The 19,146-nt window shown below is 40.0% G+C and carries 21 protein-coding genes; 7 read left to right on the plus strand and 14 right to left on the minus strand.

The annotated features are described in order from the left end of the window. Positions 1-286 precede the first annotated feature (286 nt). The 7 genes from BBI08_RS17045 to BBI08_RS11985 form a co-directional block, all read right to left on the minus strand. Positions 287-487, minus strand: a complete 201-nt coding sequence (locus BBI08_RS17045) for a hypothetical protein (RefSeq protein WP_155800283.1) — start codon at positions 485-487, stop codon at positions 287-289. Between the two features lie 301 nt (positions 488-788). Next, the gene (locus tag BBI08_RS11960) at positions 789-1,151 is read right to left on the minus strand and encodes a YolD-like family protein (protein ID WP_008498113.1); all 363 of its coding nucleotides are present in this window, start codon (positions 1,149-1,151) and stop codon (positions 789-791) included. A 14-nt stretch (positions 1,152-1,165) separates the two neighbouring features. After that, complete coding sequence (locus BBI08_RS11965) at positions 1,166-2,425, minus strand: Y-family DNA polymerase (RefSeq protein ID WP_205847847.1); 1,260 nt, start codon at positions 2,423-2,425, stop codon at positions 1,166-1,168. A 379-nt stretch (positions 2,426-2,804) separates the two neighbouring features. Then, positions 2,805-4,838, minus strand: coding sequence for a TRAP transporter permease (locus BBI08_RS11970; protein WP_008498114.1), 2,034 nt, complete (start codon positions 4,836-4,838; stop codon positions 2,805-2,807). After that, positions 4,828-5,352: a DUF1850 domain-containing protein gene (locus tag BBI08_RS11975; RefSeq protein ID WP_008498115.1), complete on the minus strand. Its 525-nt coding sequence runs from the start codon at positions 5,350-5,352 to the stop codon at positions 4,828-4,830. The genes BBI08_RS11970 and BBI08_RS11975 overlap by 11 nt, the downstream gene beginning before the upstream one ends. Before the next feature lie 78 nt (positions 5,353-5,430). Next, positions 5,431-6,405: a TAXI family TRAP transporter solute-binding subunit gene (locus BBI08_RS11980; protein ID WP_008498116.1), complete on the minus strand. Its 975-nt coding sequence runs from the start codon at positions 6,403-6,405 to the stop codon at positions 5,431-5,433. A 126-nt stretch (positions 6,406-6,531) separates the two neighbouring features. Then, positions 6,532-7,116: a phosphatidylglycerophosphatase A family protein gene (locus BBI08_RS11985; RefSeq protein WP_065528140.1), complete on the minus strand. Its 585-nt coding sequence runs from the start codon at positions 7,114-7,116 to the stop codon at positions 6,532-6,534. Positions 7,117-7,219: 103 nt separating this feature from the next. Here BBI08_RS11985 and BBI08_RS11990 point away from each other — a divergent pair, with 103 nt between their 5' ends. From BBI08_RS11990 to BBI08_RS12000, 3 genes are all read left to right on the plus strand, one after another. Beyond that, complete coding sequence (locus BBI08_RS11990) at positions 7,220-7,942, plus strand: alpha/beta hydrolase (RefSeq protein ID WP_008498117.1); 723 nt, start codon at positions 7,220-7,222, stop codon at positions 7,940-7,942. 61 nt (positions 7,943-8,003) lie between these two features. Then, positions 8,004-8,522 (plus strand): YjcG family protein, encoded by a 519-nt coding sequence (locus tag BBI08_RS11995; RefSeq protein WP_008498119.1) that lies wholly within the window; start codon positions 8,004-8,006, stop codon positions 8,520-8,522. After that, entirely contained in the window at positions 8,523-8,960 is a 438-nt protein-coding gene (locus BBI08_RS12000) for a GNAT family N-acetyltransferase (RefSeq protein WP_008498120.1), read from the plus strand. It abuts the gene before it with no gap. 50 nt (positions 8,961-9,010) lie between these two features. Here BBI08_RS12000 and fabI read toward each other — a convergent pair whose 3' ends face one another. Continuing rightward, positions 9,011-9,781 carry an enoyl-ACP reductase FabI gene (fabI, locus tag BBI08_RS12005; RefSeq protein WP_008498121.1) on the minus strand — a complete coding sequence of 257 codons (771 nt, stop codon included), beginning with the start codon at positions 9,779-9,781 and terminating at the stop codon, positions 9,011-9,013. 79 nt (positions 9,782-9,860) lie between these two features. Next, a complete protein-coding gene (gene mgtE / locus BBI08_RS12010; protein ID WP_008498122.1) occupies positions 9,861-11,231 on the minus strand; it encodes a magnesium transporter in 1,371 nt (456 codons plus the stop codon). A gap of 101 nt (positions 11,232-11,332) precedes the next feature. On the opposite strand from mgtE, the gene prpE reads away from it, so the two are divergent. Further along, the gene (gene prpE / locus BBI08_RS12015) at positions 11,333-12,070 is read left to right on the plus strand and encodes a bis(5'-nucleosyl)-tetraphosphatase PrpE (RefSeq protein ID WP_008498123.1); all 738 of its coding nucleotides are present in this window, start codon (positions 11,333-11,335) and stop codon (positions 12,068-12,070) included. Here the strand turns inward: prpE and BBI08_RS12020 are convergent. From BBI08_RS12020 to BBI08_RS12035, 4 genes are read right to left on the minus strand one after another with little or no spacing between them, the layout of a single operon-like run. Next, complete coding sequence (locus BBI08_RS12020) at positions 12,067-12,942, minus strand: RluA family pseudouridine synthase (protein ID WP_065528141.1); 876 nt, start codon at positions 12,940-12,942, stop codon at positions 12,067-12,069. The genes prpE and BBI08_RS12020 overlap by 4 nt on opposite strands. A gap of 5 nt (positions 12,943-12,947) precedes the next feature. Continuing rightward, positions 12,948-13,754, minus strand: coding sequence for an NAD kinase (locus BBI08_RS12025; RefSeq protein WP_008498124.1), 807 nt, complete (start codon positions 13,752-13,754; stop codon positions 12,948-12,950). Beyond that, complete coding sequence (gene yjbM, locus BBI08_RS12030; protein ID WP_008498125.1) at positions 13,751-14,428, minus strand: GTP diphosphokinase; 678 nt, start codon at positions 14,426-14,428, stop codon at positions 13,751-13,753. The genes BBI08_RS12025 and yjbM overlap by 4 nt, the downstream gene beginning before the upstream one ends. 21 nt (positions 14,429-14,449) lie before the next feature. Beyond that, complete coding sequence (locus tag BBI08_RS12035) at positions 14,450-14,839, minus strand: UPF0738 family protein (RefSeq protein WP_008498126.1); 390 nt, start codon at positions 14,837-14,839, stop codon at positions 14,450-14,452. A 111-nt stretch (positions 14,840-14,950) separates the two neighbouring features. Here BBI08_RS12035 and BBI08_RS12040 point away from each other — a divergent pair, with 111 nt between their 5' ends. The 3 genes from BBI08_RS12040 (at position 14,951) to BBI08_RS12050 (ending at position 16,822) form a co-directional block, all read left to right on the plus strand. Beyond that, positions 14,951-15,529 (plus strand): CYTH domain-containing protein, encoded by a 579-nt coding sequence (locus BBI08_RS12040; protein WP_065528142.1) that lies wholly within the window; start codon positions 14,951-14,953, stop codon positions 15,527-15,529. 100 nt (positions 15,530-15,629) lie between these two features. Then, a complete protein-coding gene (locus BBI08_RS12045; RefSeq protein WP_040850917.1) occupies positions 15,630-16,028 on the plus strand; it encodes a globin domain-containing protein in 399 nt (132 codons plus the stop codon). Beyond that, positions 16,025-16,822, plus strand: a complete 798-nt coding sequence (locus BBI08_RS12050) for a ClpXP adapter SpxH family protein (RefSeq protein WP_008498130.1) — start codon at positions 16,025-16,027, stop codon at positions 16,820-16,822. The genes BBI08_RS12045 and BBI08_RS12050 overlap by 4 nt, the downstream gene beginning before the upstream one ends. Positions 16,823-17,293: 471 nt before the next feature. On the opposite strand, the gene pepF is transcribed toward BBI08_RS12050, so the two are convergent. Next, positions 17,294-19,102 (minus strand): oligoendopeptidase F, encoded by a 1,809-nt coding sequence (gene pepF / locus BBI08_RS12055; RefSeq protein WP_008498131.1) that lies wholly within the window; start codon positions 19,100-19,102, stop codon positions 17,294-17,296. Between the last annotated feature and the right edge of the window lie 44 nt (positions 19,103-19,146).

The raw sequence follows: 19,146 nt of genomic DNA on the forward strand, positions 1-19,146 counted from the left end.
GTAACGACATCATATTGAAGCTGTGACAAAGAAAATGCGCGCATCGAATCGACGACTTATTCCGCTGAATAATGGTTTTCTACTACAGAAAAAATTTCCTTAATAGTTTCTTCCTCATCTTCTTCTAACCTGTGAAATTTAAAAGCAATAGACTCGGCTGAAGTATTAATAGCTGGCCCTATATTTTTATCACGCCGAAATGTTGTGACCTTTTCTAGATTTACTCTCAAATAATCTGTAAGATTGCTTCTCTTAAACCGAAGACTCACTTTATCGGGTTCTTTTTTTAAATGTTTATTACTTCCTTCATATTGAATAGCTCCGATATAGCGTTTCCTAACCTTAAAGACTCTTTATTCTCAAAAAGTTGTAATGTTTCTTTGGCATTTGCCCAATGAACATGTAGACCAGCTGCTTCTGCTTGCCTTTGGATATAGTGAAACAGAGGGGTTACTTTAAAGTTCTTTCCTTCAACCGAATTGATCATATACGTTCCTCCTTATTGCGTATTTATTATACTCAATTTCAGATTACTGGTTCGCTATCTAATAGTCAATAAGTAATCTTAATTTTCAGAATATATTAAGAGGTGAATTTATTAAAGGTAACTTCTAGTTTTGAAATTTAAAGAGCACTCTTTTTCTCTCCCACTAAAAATGAGTTTAAACTATATCTCAATTCTTCTACTTTCTCGTAAAAGTGAGCTAAGAAACTATTAACCCATACCTGCGTTACCTGAGTATCTTTGCTCTAAACCGTAACGCCTTGAATATTGTAGCTATAGCTTTTTACTCAATCATTACAATCGAAATGACTCCATCGAACGGCAGCCGATGTCTTTTCTCTCCCTCTTTACACACAATCATGCGATTCCTTGCCTCGATGCCTTCAATCGTCCCTCTATGCTCATAAACCACTCCTTCTTCCCAACTTTGAATCACCACTTCACATTGACGTTTTAACGCGATGTCCATTTCTTCTTGTAGCAGCTGCAAATCGTCTTCTGTCAATTCAGGCTTTGCTATTAGTTCGTCTTTTGCGTACCATTCACGAATCATTTCGACATGCTCCGGCAACATTAACGCCGTCCATTTAATACGTCCGCGATCTTTAACATCTCCTACAACTTTTAAATATTTATTGTGTTTCACCCGACCCAGCCCCTTTATTCTTTATTGTGTCCGCCGATTAATTTGGTTCGTGCAATGGCAGTGCCTGCTTGCGTTGCAGAAATGCCTCGGTAAATGGCTGAATAGCCATATCGTTTCCGAATCGTGTCCATTGCTTCTCCGAGCTGTCTGTTTTCAAACTTTTTTTCATCAAAGAGACTCAACTGCATAGAAGACTCTTCTTCTAAATTGCTGATGGCTAGTGAAATTTGCCGTACCGGTTTATGTTGGAAATGTTCACGGAAAAGACTTTGGCAAACACGATACATTTCCATGGTGTCATTTGTCGCTTCGTCAATAGACCGAGAACGAGAAAACCCGCCCCCAAAAGCTGTCTTGCTATAAGCGATACTCAAATGGATGGTTCGCCCTGCACGCCGGGCTTGACGTGTGCGCATCGCGATGTCCTCACACATCTCCAAAACAATGGTCATGATGTCTTGTTCTTCTATGTAATCCCTGTACAAAATCTGTCCTTTGCCATAGCTAATCTGTCCTTCGACTAAGGGGGATCCCATATCCGAAAGGTCGATGCCATTAGCATGTTGATGCAGCTGATTGCCCATAATCCCAAATTGTTTTTCCAAAACAGAAACATCGGTACATGCCAAGTCTCCTACAGAAAAAATCCCCATACTGTTTAAGGTTTTTTCTGTTCGAGATCCAATGCCCCACATTCGACTTAATGGCTGTACTGGCCATAATTTCTTCGGTACATCGCTATAGTTCCAATAAGCAAATCCCATCTTTTTTCCTTCTAAATCTAATGACAATTTGGCCAGCAACATATTAGGACCTCCCCCAACTGAAGATGGCAGTTTAAAAGAGTCCAATAATTCTTGCTGAATGCGGCGCATAGTAAATTCTGGAGGTCCCCATAATTTTTCGGTACCTGTCAGTTCAATAAAACTTTCGTCAACGCTGTAAATATGAATCGATTCTTTCGGCGCGTACCTTGCTAATAATTCAGTAATCGCCATAGATTTTTGCAAATACAATTTCATTTTGGGCTCTACTAATAAAATATCTCGGTGATTTGGAATTTCAAAAAGTCGTGTACCTGTCCTGACGCCAAAACGCTTTTTCATCATTGGCGATGCAGCTAACACAACACTACCCTTTCGTTCCTGATTTCCGACAACTGCAAGACAAACTTCTAGAGGGTCTAGTCCAAGCTCAACCGCCGAAACACTCGCGTAAAAGCCGCACATATCGATGCAGAAGATAGAAGCTTCTGGTAGTTCCTGCTTCTTCATCATACTCACCTCTCGAATGGGAACGTTTGTTCTTATTTTATACCACAATTTACCTAACGGCAATCCTTTTTGAAAAATAAAAAATCTACAGCATACGAAAACATGAATTTCTTTCTCCATTCGCCAAAATTTCTAACAACTTTACATTTCCTAACGAACAAGATATGATGAATCTAGTAACAAGTTCGACACCCATCGTTCTTATGAGATTTCAACAATCAGTAGGAATTATTGGGTGCCAAACCCACTGCAAGCTTTAGGAACAAAGTTTGCTTTGAAAAAGTCATCGCCTTCGGGTGATGGCTTTTTTCGTTTTTAAGTAAAAAAATATCGAACGCAAAAAAACCGGTCAGGCATCAGCCTGACCGGTTTTTTTCTTTTATGCTTGTGCTGTTTTACTAGGTTTTTTATCGCGTGCCATCCATTGGATACCAAACAAGATAACAAATAACACGGCTCCAATAATATCTGTCATGCCTTCTGGATAAATTAACGCAAGTCCAGTTGCAAATGTGATAATACGCTCGAACCAGTTAAGCTTACGATACCAATAACCGATTAATCCTGCACCAATTGCAACCATACCGGATAATGCTGTAATCAATACCCAGATTAATTCTGGCCAAGTCGTATCAATCATTAATAACGATGGAGATAGAACGAACATATACGGAATGATAAAGGCTGCTGCAGCTAGTTTGGCTGCAATAAATCCAGTCCGTATCGGCTCTCCGCCTGAAATACCTGATGCGGCAAATGCTGCAAGTGCAACAGGTGGTGTGATGTCGGCAATAATACCAAAATAGAAAACAAATAAATGGGCAGATAATGCGACCACAAGTGGCACTGCTGCGCCAACTGGCTCATCTAACATTAACAGCGTAATAATAGCAGGTGCTGCGATTGTAGACGTAATAACGTAGTTGGCCGTTGTTGGCGATCCCATACCTAGGACAATCGCTGCTAACATCGTGAAGAATAAGGTTAACAAGACATTTCCGCCTGATGCGGAAACCAATCCGTTTGCCAAACTTAAACCAAGTCCAGTCTTCACGACCACACCTACAATAATCCCGGCTGCTGCAGTTGCTGCCGCGACTGCTAACGCTGTTCTTGCACCATCAACTAAAGCTAAAATCATATCTTTAAAGTTCAAGCGCGTTTCTTTATTAAAAGCACTTACAAATATCGTGAGTAAAATCCCGTAAAGTGCTGCTTGCATTGTTGGCACACCGATCAATAAAAAGACGATGATCGCAAGAATTGGCGTCAGTAAGTAGATTTTCTTCAATACTTCTTTACGATCTGGCATTTCTTCTGGCGAAAGCCCTTTCAAGCCAATGCGCTTCGCTTCGAAATGAGTCATAATCCAAACACCTGTAAAATACAAGAGCGCTGGTATCGTTGCCGCTTTGGCAATTTCCCAGTAAGTCACGCCTCCGATAAATTCTACCATCAAGAAGGCTGCTGCTCCCATGATTGGTGGCATTAATTGTCCTCCTGTAGAGGCTGCTGCTTCTACCCCTCCGGCAAACTCTTTCTTATAACCCAACTTTTTCATCATCGGAATTGTATAAGAACCTGAAGTTACAACGTTAGCAACCGAGCTCCCAGAAATCGTCCCTTGCAAAGCACTAGAGAAAATTGCTACTTTTGCTGGTCCACCAACTAAATTCCCGGCTAATGATACGGCCAAATCATTGAAATACTGTCCTACTCCTGTTTTGACCAAAAACGAGCCAAACAACAAGAAGGTGAATATAAAGGTAGCCGATACGCCGATTGGTGTTCCGAGTACCCCATCTGTCGTGTAGAACATCAATTGAACAAGTGATTCTAAATCCTGGCCTCTGTGACGCAAGAAACCTGGAAAGTATGGTCCGAAAAAGGCATAAGTTAAAAACAAACCGGAAATCACAGTAATCGGCATGCCGACTGCTCGCCTTGTCGCTTCTAATGTTAGAAGGACCGCTAAAATACCGACAATCAAATCTAATTCAGTAACACGTCCAAGACGGAATACTAAATCGTCATACATGATTGGCCAATAAGAAGCTACACCAACTGATAGTAGCGCCAAGATATAATCATACCAAGCAACCTTATGACGAGCTCCTTTACGCTTTCTAGCTGGGAATAATAGGAAAATTAAGGATAAGGCAAACCCTAAGTGAATCGACCGCTGAATATAAGCGGTATACTGTCCAAAGATGGCTGTATAGAGCTGGAACAAGGAAAAAGCTAATAATCCAAAAAAGACCACATGTTTAATCATTCCACTTAAATCCCGCGTATTGGATTCAGGATCGTATTTCTGTAAAATTTCCTTTTGTTTTTCTTCTGAGATGTAAGACTCGTCCTCTGGCGGAAGTTTTTGCTGCGCATGCTCTTCTGGAGGCAACTTATCGCTCATCAATTTTCACTCCTTTTCTTAGTTGAAACAGGGATACATGTTGTACTCGAAACGTATACGACTTCCCTCTTTCAAGCGTCTTTTTTAAATCCATCCGGTGTCCTTTGGTTTTGAATGATAAGTTCGCATCCACATCCCCAACAAATAAACGGAACTCCGGGATTTTTCTTGTCATATTCTTGATAAAGTATTTACCATCTTTTTCGACAAAGGTCTCGCCTTCTCCTGCATTTGAAGGCATCCCGATATTAAAATCTTCGTATTCAAGCTCTGTCATCATCAACTGATCGTTTCCTACTATTTTGTAGCTTTCAATAACTTCTGATAAGTGAATCGAATGGGTATATATTATTTGGAAAAACTGGCTTTCTACCGGAATATATGCCGCAATGTCTTCAGTCTCATTATCGATAAACACATAATATTTTTTGGAAGGGGTGAATGCGATTAAGGAGCTGATTAAGATGAGGGCAATCATTAAAAGAAGGATTTGTTGTATCCGGGTAAACCGCATAATCTATTCTCCTCCATCTAAAAAAATAAATAACTGACGAAAAGCTCGCGCTTTATCGTCAGTTACTCGCTCATTCAATTAATTTACTTCGTCAAAATATTTTTGCGCTCCAGGATGAATGTCAATACCGATTCCATCAAGAGCAGTTTCTGATTTGATAAAATCTGCTTTTGCGTGCTGGATTTGATCTGTATTTTCATAGATTGCTTTTGTAATGTTGTAAACAAGATCTTCTGAAAGATCGTTTTGTACAACTAACATCGCTAAAACTGAAACAGTCGGAACTTCTTCAGTTAATCCATAAATACCAGATGGTACAGTATCATGCGCATAGTAAGGATATTTTTCGATTAATTCATCAGCTTTATCCTTTTCTACAGGTACAATCACTACATCTGAAGTAGCTCCAAGACTTTCAACTGCTCCTGTTGGAGTACCAGCAGTGATGAATGCTGCGTCAATTTGACCTGACTGCAAGCTTTCTTGTGATTCACCGAAGTCAAGGTTTTGTGCATCGATATCGTCCATCGCCATGCCATGGATTTCTAGTAGTTGTTCAGCGTTAATATAAGTTCCTGATCCAGGTGCACCAACTGAGATTTTCTTACCTGCTAAATCATCAAATGAAGCAATTCCTGAACTTGAAGTTGTTACTAATTGAATTGTTTCCGGATAAAGTGCACCGATAGCAGAAACTGTATCGATTACTTCGCCTTCAAACATATTCGATCCTTCAGATGCATAAAATGCCGTATCTGTTTGAACAAATGCAATTTGTGCATCTCCATCAGCAAGTGCTGTCATGTTTGCAGCAGATGCCTGTGAAACTTCAGCAGTCGTATCTAAACCTGTTTCTGTTTCAATGATGTTCGCCATTGCGCCACCTAGTGGATAATACGTACCCGTTGTTCCGCCAGTTAGAATGCTAAGGAATTCTGGATCTGATGAACCTCCGCCTTCGCCTTCTGTAGCTGCGTCATCTCCGCATCCTGCTAAGAATACAGATCCTGCAAGTGTTACTGCAGCAAATAAACCAAATTTCTTGTTCAACATAAAGTGACCTCCCTTTTCTCTAATAATTTTCTATGTTTCATTTTTAATAATACCATTCCTTTCTGAATGGTTTCAATGCATTTCGCAAATACAACCGCTTACAGAAAGAACATTTAGAATACTTCTTTACGTCTCTGCACCCTCTACATGTGTTTCAGGTGTCGTATCTTCCGGGGCAAGATCTTCAAACGTCCTACCTTGCTCTTCAAGATCACGGGTCCGATGGGCAATACGCGCCGATGCACATGCAGCGATACTAGCTACTAAATCATCCAAGAAAGTGTGAACATGACCGCCAACTTTTGTATCTAGTTCATGAATAATGCCAGTTTTATTTTTATCCAGATGGCCGAATGTTGTGACCGCGATACTTCCATAAGTTAGCACAGCACCTAATCCGATCATTTCATCCACACCGAACAACCCTTCATCCGACCCGATAATTTGCTGAAGCGGACGAGATAACTTTCCCTGTTCTGCTAGTTCATCGAGTTCAATCCCTACTAGCAGGGCGTGCTGCATTTCGCGTTTACGTAAAACACTTTCAACTGATTCCAGACAATGTTCGATTTTAAGTCCTTCATTGTATGGCAGTTGCATATCTAGAACTATTTTGGCTATGTCTTCATTCGTTACGCCTCGTCGTTTTAATGCTTCATGTGTCGCTTTTCTTACGTCGTCTGAATGAACTTGGAACTTTGCTCCATCCATACCAAAAACCCCTTCCCGCTAATTATTGGTGTTCTGTTTCCATTATACCTTGAACATTCATTATGGTACAATTTTCTTATAAAACACTAGAGGAGGCATATAAATGACTACTGGAAAGGTAGAGGATTTATCAATCTACAGCAAGGAACTTCAAGAAGACATGCAATTGCTCGTCTATCTTCCTGCCAATTTTTCGCCCTTATATAAATATACGCTGGTCATCGCTTCTGATGGAAAAGATTATTTTCAACTAGGACGGATTCCTCGAGTCGTCGATGAGTTATTAGAGCATCGGGAAATCGAAAATATTATTGTAGTTGGCGTTCCATACAAGAGTGTAGAAGACCGAAATAAAAAATACGAACCTACTGGTGAACAGCATAGCGCTTACCTACGTTTTCTAGCACATGAACTGGTGCCTTTCCTAGATGAAAAGTATCCAACCTATCAAGTAGGTATGGGGCGTGCTTTAATCGGAGATTCGCTAGCGGCAACAGTATCCTTGATGGCAGCTTTAAAATATCCAAATATTTTCGGTCGTGTTATCCTTCAATCGCCGAAAGTTGGCGAAGAAATGTTGACCGCAGTAGAAGCTTTTAAATCAGCTAACTCATTTACGGTTTATCATGTTATCGGAAAAGAAGAAACAGCTGTAAAACTAGGATCTGGTGGAACTGCAGATTTTCTCGAACCAAACCGCCAATTAAATAATTTAATAAAAAATAAAGGGTTTTCGGTCTTTTATGAAGAATTTGAAGGAGACCACACTTGGAAGCATTGGCAGCCCGATTTAAGACGTGCCCTTATTCAAAACTTTGGCATGTAGAGGCTTATGATATTCCGAGGCTTAAAAAAAGATGGTTATTACAGACAAGGAGGTCGTTTAGATGAAATATGGAGTAGCAGCTTTTCCTTCAAAAAAATTACAAGACATCGCCAACTCGTATCGTAAACGTTATGACCCGCACTATGAATTGATTACCCCTCACATGACCTTAAAAGAACCATTTGAGGTAGATGCAGCAGATGTTAAGGATATGGCAGCAGAAATGCAAAACATTGCGAAGCGCCAGAAACCTTTTAAATTACATGCAACGCGTGTCAGCACATTTTCTCCAGTTAATACTACTTTGTACTTTAAAGTAGAGCCGAACGAAGAAATCGAGGCTTTGCACGAAGATTTGCATTCTGACTTTTTCGGCGGAATGCCAAAACATTCATTTGTACCTCATATCACCATCGGACAAAAATTGTCTGATACCGAGCACGCGGATGTTTATGGTCAATTGAAAATGGCGGGTATCGATCACGAAGAAATTGTTGACCGGATGCATTTGCTTTATCAATTGGAAGATGGTTCATGGACAGTATACGAGACATTCCGTTTAACAGGAGATGATCAGTAAGTGTTTAAAGTGAAAATAGCTGAAAATCAATTGGAAAAAGAGCAAGCTTTTGATGTTCGCAGAAAAGTATTCGTAGAAGAGCAACGTGTCCCGCTTCATATTGAAATGGATGAACACGATGACGATGCGATTCACTTTGTCGCTTATCAACTTGAACAACCAATTGCTGCCGGCCGTATTCGCGAAGTAGAAGTCGGTCTTGGAAAAGTGGAACGTGTTTGCGTTCTTCCTGAATATCGTGGCCAGCATATTGGCGTCATGATGATGAACGGAATGGAAGGGTACGCTCAGTCTAACGGCCTTTTCAGACTTAAATTGAACGCGCAGACCCACGCTCTTGCCTTTTATGAAAAACTTGGCTATGAAATCACATCAGACGAATTTATGGACGCAGGTATCCCCCATAAATCGATGGAAAAAACCGTAACAGTAGAGTAAAACAAAAACAGATTAACCGATTTATATCGGTTAATCTGTTTTTTCGTATTTTATAAAATATGGAATCCGCTATCAACGTGGATGGTTTCACCTGTAATTCCACGAGACATATCACTGAACAAGAATGCGGCTGTATCGCCTACTTCTTCAGGAGTTGTATTGCGGCGCAATGGTGCTTTTTCTTCAATTTCATGCAAAATTGAATTGAAATCACTGACACCTTTTGAAGATAATGTACGAATAGGACCTGAAGAAATCGCGTTAACACGAATATTATGCTTACCAAGATCTGCTGCTAAATAACGTACCGACATTTCAAGAGAAGCTTTCGCAACACCCATGACATTGTAATTTGGCATAACGCGTTCGCCGCCAATATACGTCAAGGCAACGATGCTGCCGCCTTCTGCCATTAACGGTTTTGCGTTTTTCGCGATATTTGTTAAGGAATACGCACTAATATTATGGGCTAATAAAAAGCCGTCTCGTGACGTATCTGAAAAATCGCCTGCTAATTCTTCGCCTTTTGCAAAAGCGATACAATGTGCCAGTCCGTGAATTGTTCCAACTTCTTCTTTGATCGTTGTAAAGCATGTAGCAACTGCTTCATCGTTTGTAACGTCACAAGGCAAGATCAGCTCATGATTACCGTCTAATGTCGCAACTAAATCCCGCACAGATTTTTCAAAACGCTCTCCTGCGTATGTAAAAATTAACTTTGCTCCCGATTCATCTAACGAACGTGCGATTCCCCAAGCGATGCTCCGTTTGTTTGCTACTCCCATAATGACAAAAGTCTTTCCTTTTAATGATATTGACATGTCCATTCCTCCTGCGTCTGTTATTATTACCTGGTACTAATAATACCTCACAAAAAAGAAAAGTGCAATTTGCACTTTCCTAAAGACGACTTAAAAATGTCGTAGCTAAACCTAAATAAATTAAAATAGAAATAATATCGTTTAATGTTGTAATAAAAGGTCCAGATGCGACTGCAGGGTCAATTTTCATCCGGTGAATGACTAATGGAATAAACGAGCCCGCTAATGTTGCGACAAAAATGGAACTCATAACAGCTGTTCCAACAAGCATCCCAATAAGTAATTCGCCTTTCCAAAAGTAAACTAATCCTACGACAACGACTCCACAAACAATACCGGTAATAAGACCGGTACCCGCTTCACGAAACAATAGTTTCATTTTACTTTCTTCTTCAATGTCCCCTGTTGCAATTCCTCGAACCGCTACTGCCAAAGCCTGTGTACCACTATTACCAGCCATACCAGCAATGAGCGGGATAAAAACAGCCAGTAACGCAACTTGATCTAACGTTGCTTCAAACATGCCCATTAAGTTTGCTGTCAGCATCCCTAAAAACGTCAGCAAAATCAACCAAGGTAACCGCTTCTTTGCAGCTGTTAACGAACTTTTATCAAACGTATCCATGTCGGATACGGCTGCGAGTTTCGAGTAATCATCGGAAGCTTCTTCTTCTAATACATCGATAATATCATCGACTGTGATAATCCCTAGCAAATGCTGCTGGAAATCAACAACTGGTAAAGCTAGAAAGTCATAATCTTTAATCATGCGTGCAACTTCTTCTTGGTCTTCACTAACCGAAACACTAACCACTCGTTCATTCATAATGGCACTAATCAATGTATCTTCTTCTGCAAGAATCAAATCTCTCAATGTGACAATACCTGAAAGTTTCTTTTCATCATCCACAACAAATACATAGTAAATGGTTTCGGCATTTGGTGCAGCGTTTCGAAGAATATTCATTGCCGAACGAACCGTTGAATTTTTTGGAATTGCCACAAATTCTGTCGTCATAATCGATCCGGCCGTATATTCCTCGTAATGGAGCAAGTCTTTAATTTGACGTGCTGATTCTTTGTCCATAATGGTCAAATAACTCGCAACTTGTTCTTTATTTAATTCGTTTAACACGTCAACTGCGTCATCTGTATACATATAAGACAGTAAGTCTGCAGCATAACGAGCATCCATTTCTCGGAACAAATCTTCATAATCGTCATCGTCTAATTCAATTGCTTCAAACAGATCTGCCATCTCTTTAGGAGAGAGATACTGATATAGCAATTGCCTAGTTTCGGAATCTGCTTTTTCATAAAAACTTGCTTGGTCGTATGGATGGTGTGATAAGAATTCTTCACGGAAATCTTTGACGTCTCCGCGTATAAGCATTTCAGCGAACAAAGCTTCGTTTAAATCTTCATCACGTAATACTTTTTCGTCCATCATGTATACTCCCTCCTTTCGAAGATCTTCTATGCTTGCTATAGTAGTCTATACGTTACACCATTGTTATGTATAGTAAATTTTTAAACAAAGAGGTGTTTAGGATGAAATTTGATATTATTGGGGATATTCACGGTTGCTATCAGGAGCTGCTATTGCTTATAGAACAATTAGGTTACCAACAACAAGGCTCAATTTTCGTTCACCCTGACAATAGAAAACTTGCTTTTGTCGGCGATGCAATGGACCGTGGCCCTGAATCATTAAATGTGTTGCGCTTATTGTTCGCATTACAAGACGAAGACATTCTTTATTATTCACCAGGAAATCACTGCAATAAACTTTACCGTTTTTTCAAAGGGCATCATGTACAATTAGCTCACGGACTAGAAATGACTGTAGCTGAATGGGAACAACTGCCTTCTTTAGAAAAACAACAATTCAAAAAACGCTATATCCAGTTTTATGAAAAACTCCCGCATTACCAACAGTTAGACAATGATTTAATCATTGCTCATGCCGGCTTAAAAGCCGAGATGATTGGTAAGCCCTTAAGCAAAGGTATTGCAGTATTTGTGCTATACGGCGATATAACAGGAAAATTCCATTCTGATGGTCGCCCTGTTCGGCGTAACTGGGCTAAATCTTATAAAGGGCATAAATGGGTCGTATATGGTCATACACCCACTCTAGAACCTTATTTCATCAACAACACCGTCAATATTGATACAGGTTGTGTGTTCGGCTGTGCTCTCAGTGCTTTTCGTTTTCCCGAAAAAAAGATCGTTTCGGTACCTTCTTTACAACCGTATCAACCTGATCGCTTTTACATATACGATTAAAGCAAAGATTGCATATCGTCATTTAATGCTGAATGAAAAAAAAGTCGCTTTCCTGAAACCGGATGAATCAACTCGAGCTCAGTACAATGCAGCGCTTGACGATTCACTAAGTCACGTTTGCCGCCATACAAATCGTCCCCAACTAAAGGATGACCGATATAAGCTAGATGAACACGAATCTGATGCGTTCTTCCCGTATTCAATTGCAAACTCACGTGCGAATAGCCTTGCAAGTTTTTGAGCACGCGAACTTCAGTTTCAGCAAATTGGCCATCTTCACGTACTTCCCGCTCAATAATGCTCGTATTTTTTCGTCCAATTGGAGCTGTTATTGTAAATTCAGTTTTATCGATTTGCCCATGAACTAGCGCCTCATATCGTCGCTTCATTTTTTTCTCTTGCTGTTGCTGAGAAATCATATGATGAATGTGGCGGTTTTTTGCAATGCAAACAAGTCCTGAAGTATCGCGATCAAGTCGAGTTGCTATATGCAAAGTAGAAGGAATTCCATGGTCATTAAAATGTTTCGCAACAATATTCGCTAAGCTGCCAAAAGGATGCTCACGTGACGGGATGGTATTTTGCAACGGAGGCTTTTCCACGATGAGCAATACTTTATCTTCGTAAACAATTTCTAAGTCGCCATCCTCTGCAAGCAAACCTTTGCCATGTTCTTCATTCGGAAAAATAACTGTTACAGCATCGCCTTTTTCTAGGACGTGCCTAACTGTCACTTCTTGACCATTAACTAATATTTGACCACCGCCATATTTAACAGAAGCTAAAGTCCGTTTAGAGATACCCCAAGCTCCCAACGCCTCACGCAGCAAGCCTGGGTTTTCAGCAGTATATGCTAATTGAAAAGGTTTCATCGCGTTCACTCTGAAAGCTCACTGTCGATAAAGGAATCATGAACGCGTTGCCAAAATGGAAATGCACGGAAACGAGCAAATCGAACTTTTTCGTCAGCCACTCTATATTCGATTGACTTTACATCTTTATGAAGCAATTGCAGGTGGTCAACGGTTACCATAAAGTCAGGAGCTTTAACCGGTCGCAATGCACATCTATGATGAGCAGGCAAAACCAATGGTGAACCAACTGTTCGGAAAACCCGGTTGTTGATGGATGCCATCTCCGTTAATTGCATAGCTTGCAATGAAGGGTGAATAATCGCGCCGCCTAATGCTTTGTTATAAGCAGTACTACCCGAAGGAGTCGACATACACAGTCCATCTCCTCTAAAACGTTCGAAATGACTTTCGTTTAAAAAGACATCCATTACCAATGTAACGTCAGGCGATTTGACAGTAGACTCATTTAAAGCTAAGTAAACGGCAGGATCGTCTAAGTTTTGATAGTGAATACTCACTTCTAGCAATGGATATTCGATGACTTCATATTCTTTTTTAGCGATAGACAAGACTAATTTTTCAATTTCAATTGGTTTCCAATCGGCATAAAACCCAAGATGGCCTGTATGTATTCCAACAAAGGCTACATCCGCTAGTTTCTCACTGTATTTATGGAAAGCGTGAAGCAAGGTTCCGTCCCCACCAATCGACAGCACAACGTCTGGAGATTCCTCATTCCATTCCATGCCAAAATCCTCTAGGTAATTCTTTGCAGTGGCCATCAATTCATTGGATAATTTGTCTGTTCTCGATATGATATGAAATTTCATCGTTCTGCTCGACCTCCTTCTCTATCGTTACGAAAATGCGTTCCGGGTGAATCTTTAAACTCAGTGAAATAAGCTTGTGCTTCTTGAATCTCATCCCGTATTTGCGACATTTCTTCATCCAATTGGAATGCCGCTTCTGCTGCACGTTGCAGCCGATTTTTTATCTCTTCTGGAAAAACACCTTTATATTTGTAATTTAAGGAATGCTCAATTGAAGCCCAAAAATTCATGGCCAATGTACGTATTTGGATTTCTGCTAAAATCAATTGCTCGCCAGTAATCGTTTGAACCGGATATTCCACAATCACATGATACGAGCGATAGCCGCTTTGTTTTTCATTCGAAATATAGTCTTTCTCCTCGATAATTCGTAAATCTTTTCGCTGCCTCAACAAGCCAACTACGGTCTCAATATCTCCGACAAATTGACACATCATCCGAATCCCCGCGATATCTTGCAATTGATGCGCTAGTTTTTCAGAAGGTTCGAATGGAATGCCTTTCTCTAATGTTTTGTCGTAAATACTAGCCAATGGTTTGACGCGTCCTGTCACAAATTCGATTGGTGAATTTGTATTGTCATTTTCAAATTGGCTACGCATTCCTTTAAATTTGATTTTCAATTCATCTACTGCCTGTTTATATGGCGTTAAAAAACGATTCCATTGACCCATCCCAAGTCCCCCTCACTCCTATTAAGATCGTGAAGCAAGTGCCTCATGAAATGTTTGTTCTACAGCAGTACGGAACTCTTCCCCGTAATTGTCATTGCCTTCTATGTTATCCACGAGCATCAATAGTTCTTCGTGAAACTCTGATAATGGCATAATTTGTTTGCCCCATTTCAAAAGTGGAACGTTTTTCACTTCAAGCGCTTTGGTCATCGCTGGCCATGTATGTATAGAAAACTGAACATAAATATAATCCGTCCCCGTGTCTAATAAATAAACAAATGCTTGGTTATCGGAATCTGTAAGCATTTGCCCAGATGCCTCAAGCGCTTCTGTTGGCTCAGTTTCTTCGATAGTAAATTCAATTTCATTCCCTGTAATTTCAGTTCTTTTTACTGCCACAAATTTATGCAAATCGAACCTTCCTTTCTGGCTTCTTAATAATGATATTTTACCACAGCTCTGTCATTCGTTGCAGTTTGCACTGAACTATCCGATAATGAAATTACTAGAGAGGTGCTTCCAATGACAAAAGAACTCGAAATTGAATTTAAAAACATGCTGACCCAACAAGAGTATAGCCGTTTGCTAGAAGATTTTACCGATTTCCATAATGGTCCTGTAACCCAGCACAATCATTATTTTGATACAGCTGATTTCCAATTGAAAAAGCAACTAAGCGCACTTCGCATTCGCAATAAAAACGAGCGATTTGAATGCACATTGAAAATCCCCGCCTCTGTTGGTCATTATGAAATCACTGATCAATTGACTGAAGAACAGGCACAACACATGCTTGCATTAACAAGCTTTGATGCAACTGAAGTGAAAGATGCTCTTCTGACACTAGATGTCTCACCTTCACAGTTAAATCTAATCGGTACATTAACCACTCATCGCGTAGAATTTGATTTTCTCGGTGGCTTATTGGTGATTGACCACTCTGAATACAACGGGCAAGAAGATTTTGAATTGGAATACGAAGTTACCGACGCCGAAACTGGTCACCTAAATTTCCTAAACTTCCTCCACCAGCAAGAAATTCCGGAACGTCCAGCAAATAAAAAAATAGCACGTTTTATGAATTCTGCTGAAGGTCGGTAGCTTTTCATCCTATTTTTCCCATGTCATCAGTCGCTTTGTTTGAGATATTCGGGATCCGTTGGTAGAATGAATTTACAGCTAAAGCAAAGGAGACACGATGATGACTGGAAAACCTATTATTCCGTACGATGAAATTGGTGCGGAAACATTATCACAGTTAGTCGACGCATTTTATGCTCGCGTAGCGGCACATCCACAGCTGCAGCCTATTTTTCCAAATGACCTTTCAGAAACCGCCCGTAAACAAAAACAATTTTTAACTCAATATCTAGGTGGACCGAATATTTATTCAGAAGAACATGGTCATCCAAGACTAAGAGCAAGACATAACCCATTTGCCATCACACCTGCTAGAGCCCAAGCTTGGTTAGAGTGCATGAGTGAAGCAATGGATGAAGTGGGACTAAGCGGGAAATTCCGTGAAACCTTATACAACCGACTCGTTTTAACTGCCCATCACATGGTCAATGAGTCTGATAGTGAGGAGGAATTGGAGTGAACAACTTAGATTTGGTCGAAGAAGTTCACGAACCTGTGAATACTTTTAAACCAATGGAACTATATGTCTTTGTAGATCCCTTAAACCCAGAATGTTGGGAATTGCAGGGAGTCATTCGAAAATTGCAAATCGAATACGGCCATTATTTTTCTATGCGGACCGTGTTAAGCACGCAACTATTCAATTTAAATAAAAGCATCTTATCTGCAAATATCGACACTGAAAACTTAACCCATCCTGTGTTGCCTTCTGTTGCCATCAAAGCGGCGGAACTTCAAGGAAAACGTTCTGGAAACCGTTTCTTGCATAAATTACAAGAGCATTTATTTCTTCAATCGAAAGATGTTTCTTCTTACAGCGTTTTGTTGGAAATTGCGGAAGAAGCAGAACTTGATCAAGAAGAGTTTAAATCGGACTTCCATTCTGTACATACCGCAAAAGCTTTCCAATGCGATTTACAGATTACCCGTGAAATGGAGATTAACGAAGTGCCGAGCATTGTCTTTTTCAATGAATGCATTGAAGATGAAGGTGTAAAAATATCCGGACTTTATTCATACGATGTGTACCAAACCATTTTACAGGAGATGATGGGAGAAGAAAATTTGAATCGTCAAACCCCTCCTCCTTTAGACGACCTTTTTACTAAATATACGACGATGGCTACAAGAGAAATTGCTTCTATATATAATATTTCTGAACAAGCAGCAGAGTGTGAACTGAAAAAACAAGTGTTACAACAAAAAATAGAGCGCATCTCTATGCCAAAAGAAACTTTATGGAAAGTAAAATAACCTGCATCCCATTTTTGGGATGCAGGTTATTTTTTTATTGTATATATGATGCTCAAAATAGCTTTCGACAGTATTTCTCGAATTTGGACAGTATTCCGGTTATTTTGGACAGTATTTTTCCAATTCCGACAGTATTCAGACGCAAACGGACAGTAAATCCAATAATTAGGAAACCAACGCGATTTATTTAAGAAAAAGTGAAAGGCGCCTTCCACGTCCGGAAGGCGCCTTTCTATATTACACAAAGGGGATGGGAGAAATGTTCACGCTCAAACAAAGGGGTGTATGTTTGTATGTGATTTATTTCACAACATAATCTTATCACGGAATAATAGTTAAATCAATAATTCACAAGTTGTTTCACAAATTTGTCATAATTATCATTACCCCTTCTCTTTTGTGGCACTAATTTGTTATTCTTATATAATAAAAAGAAACAACCTTAATAAGGTTGTTTCTTTTTTCAACACTTTATTTATTTAATAAAAGCTTTTCAAGTTCGTTCAGCTTTTCCTCAAAAACCATGCACGCTTCTTCAATTGCTTTTGACTGCGTCATGTCAACACCCGCTTTTTTCAATACTTCAATCGGGTAATCCGAGCTTCCTGCTTTTAAGAATTCGTTAATGTACCGATCGACTGCAGGTTGTCCTTCTTCAAGGATTCCTTTGCTAAGTGCTGTCGCGGCACTAAATCCTGTAGCGTATTGGAAGACGTAATAATTATAGTAAAAGTGCGGAATGCGCGCCCACTCCATACCAATTTCCTCGTCGGACACAACATCTGGTCCGTAATATTTTTGATTTAGTTCATAATATACTTCTGTTAAACGGTCCGCTGTTAATGCTTCGCCGTCTTGGTCCATTTTGTGGATCAAATGTTCAAACTCTGCAAACATTGTTTGACGGAACACTGTTCCACGGAAGCCATCAAGCCAGTGGTTTAATAAGTATATACGCTCTTGGTCATCGTCAGTAGACTTCACCATATACTCATTTAATAATGCTTCGTTTGTTGTAGACGCTACCTCTGCAACAAAGATCGAGTAATCGCCATACACGTATGGTTGATTTTTGCGTGTGTAATAGCTATGAACACTGTGACCGAATTCATGCGCTAATGTATACAAATTGTCTACGTTGTCTTGCCAGTTCATCAAAATATACGGGTTGGTACCATAGGCTCCTGATGAATAGGCTCCACTCCGCTTGCCTTTGTTTTCTTTGACATCTACCCAGCGATTGTCGATGCCTTCTTTAACAATCCCTACGTATTCTTCACCTAAAGCTTCAAGGCCATTAAGCATGACGCCCGTCGCTTTTTCATATGGCATTTCCATTTTTACTTCTTTGACTAATGGCGTGTGCAAATCCCACATATGAACTTTATCGAGTCCGAGCACTTCTTTACGCAAAGCTGAATAGCGATGCAATAAGTGAAGATTATTATTTACCGTTTCCACCAAATTGTCATAAACTGCTTCTGGGATATGATCATCCGCTAAAGCTGCCTGACGTGCTGATTCAAATTTACGAATTCGCGCACTAACATTATCTTTTTTGATGTTACCTGACAATGTGGAGGCAAACGTATTGCGGAATTTGCCGTATGTTGCATAAACAGCTTTAAATGCATCTTCACGTACACGGCGGTCTTTTCCTTCAAGGAAACGGATATAATTGCCGTGTGTAATTTGTACTTTTTCCCCTGACTCATCTTCGATTTCTGGAAATTCAAGATCCGCATTATTTAACATACCAAAAGTTTCTGACGATGCACGGCTTACTTCAGACATTTGAGCTAGCAAAGATTCTTGCTCTGCCGGTAAAACATGCGGACGCATCAAATTCAATTCTTCAAGAGCTTGTTTGTATACCCCCAAGCCTTCATGACTTTCTACGTATTCATTCAGTACAGATTCCTCGATCGCTAAAATTTCTGGCGTCATAAATGACAGCCCTGCCGATACTTTAGCAAACAATGATTTAATCCGGCTATCTAATGCCTGATATTTAGAGTTAGTCGTATCTTGGTCATAACGCATATGCGAATACGTATAAAGACGTCTTAAACGTTCTGTCAATTCATCTTGATAAACCATTACTTCGTATAACGCTTCAGCACTTTCGTTTAATGTTCCCTGGAATGACTCTGCTTTGTTGCTAAGAGCCGAAACTTCTGCGAACTCTTTTTCCCAAAGTTCATCGGTTTCAAATATATCTTCTAATTTCCAGGTCAATTCTGTTGGAACTTCTTCTCTTGCCAATACCTTCTCAGCCATTTAACTTCCTCCTCTATCCCTTTCTTTCGGGAAACGAACTACAT

This window comes from Planococcus halocryophilus (assembly GCF_001687585.2).
Lineage (GTDB): Bacteria > Bacillota > Bacilli > Bacillales_A > Planococcaceae > Planococcus > Planococcus halocryophilus.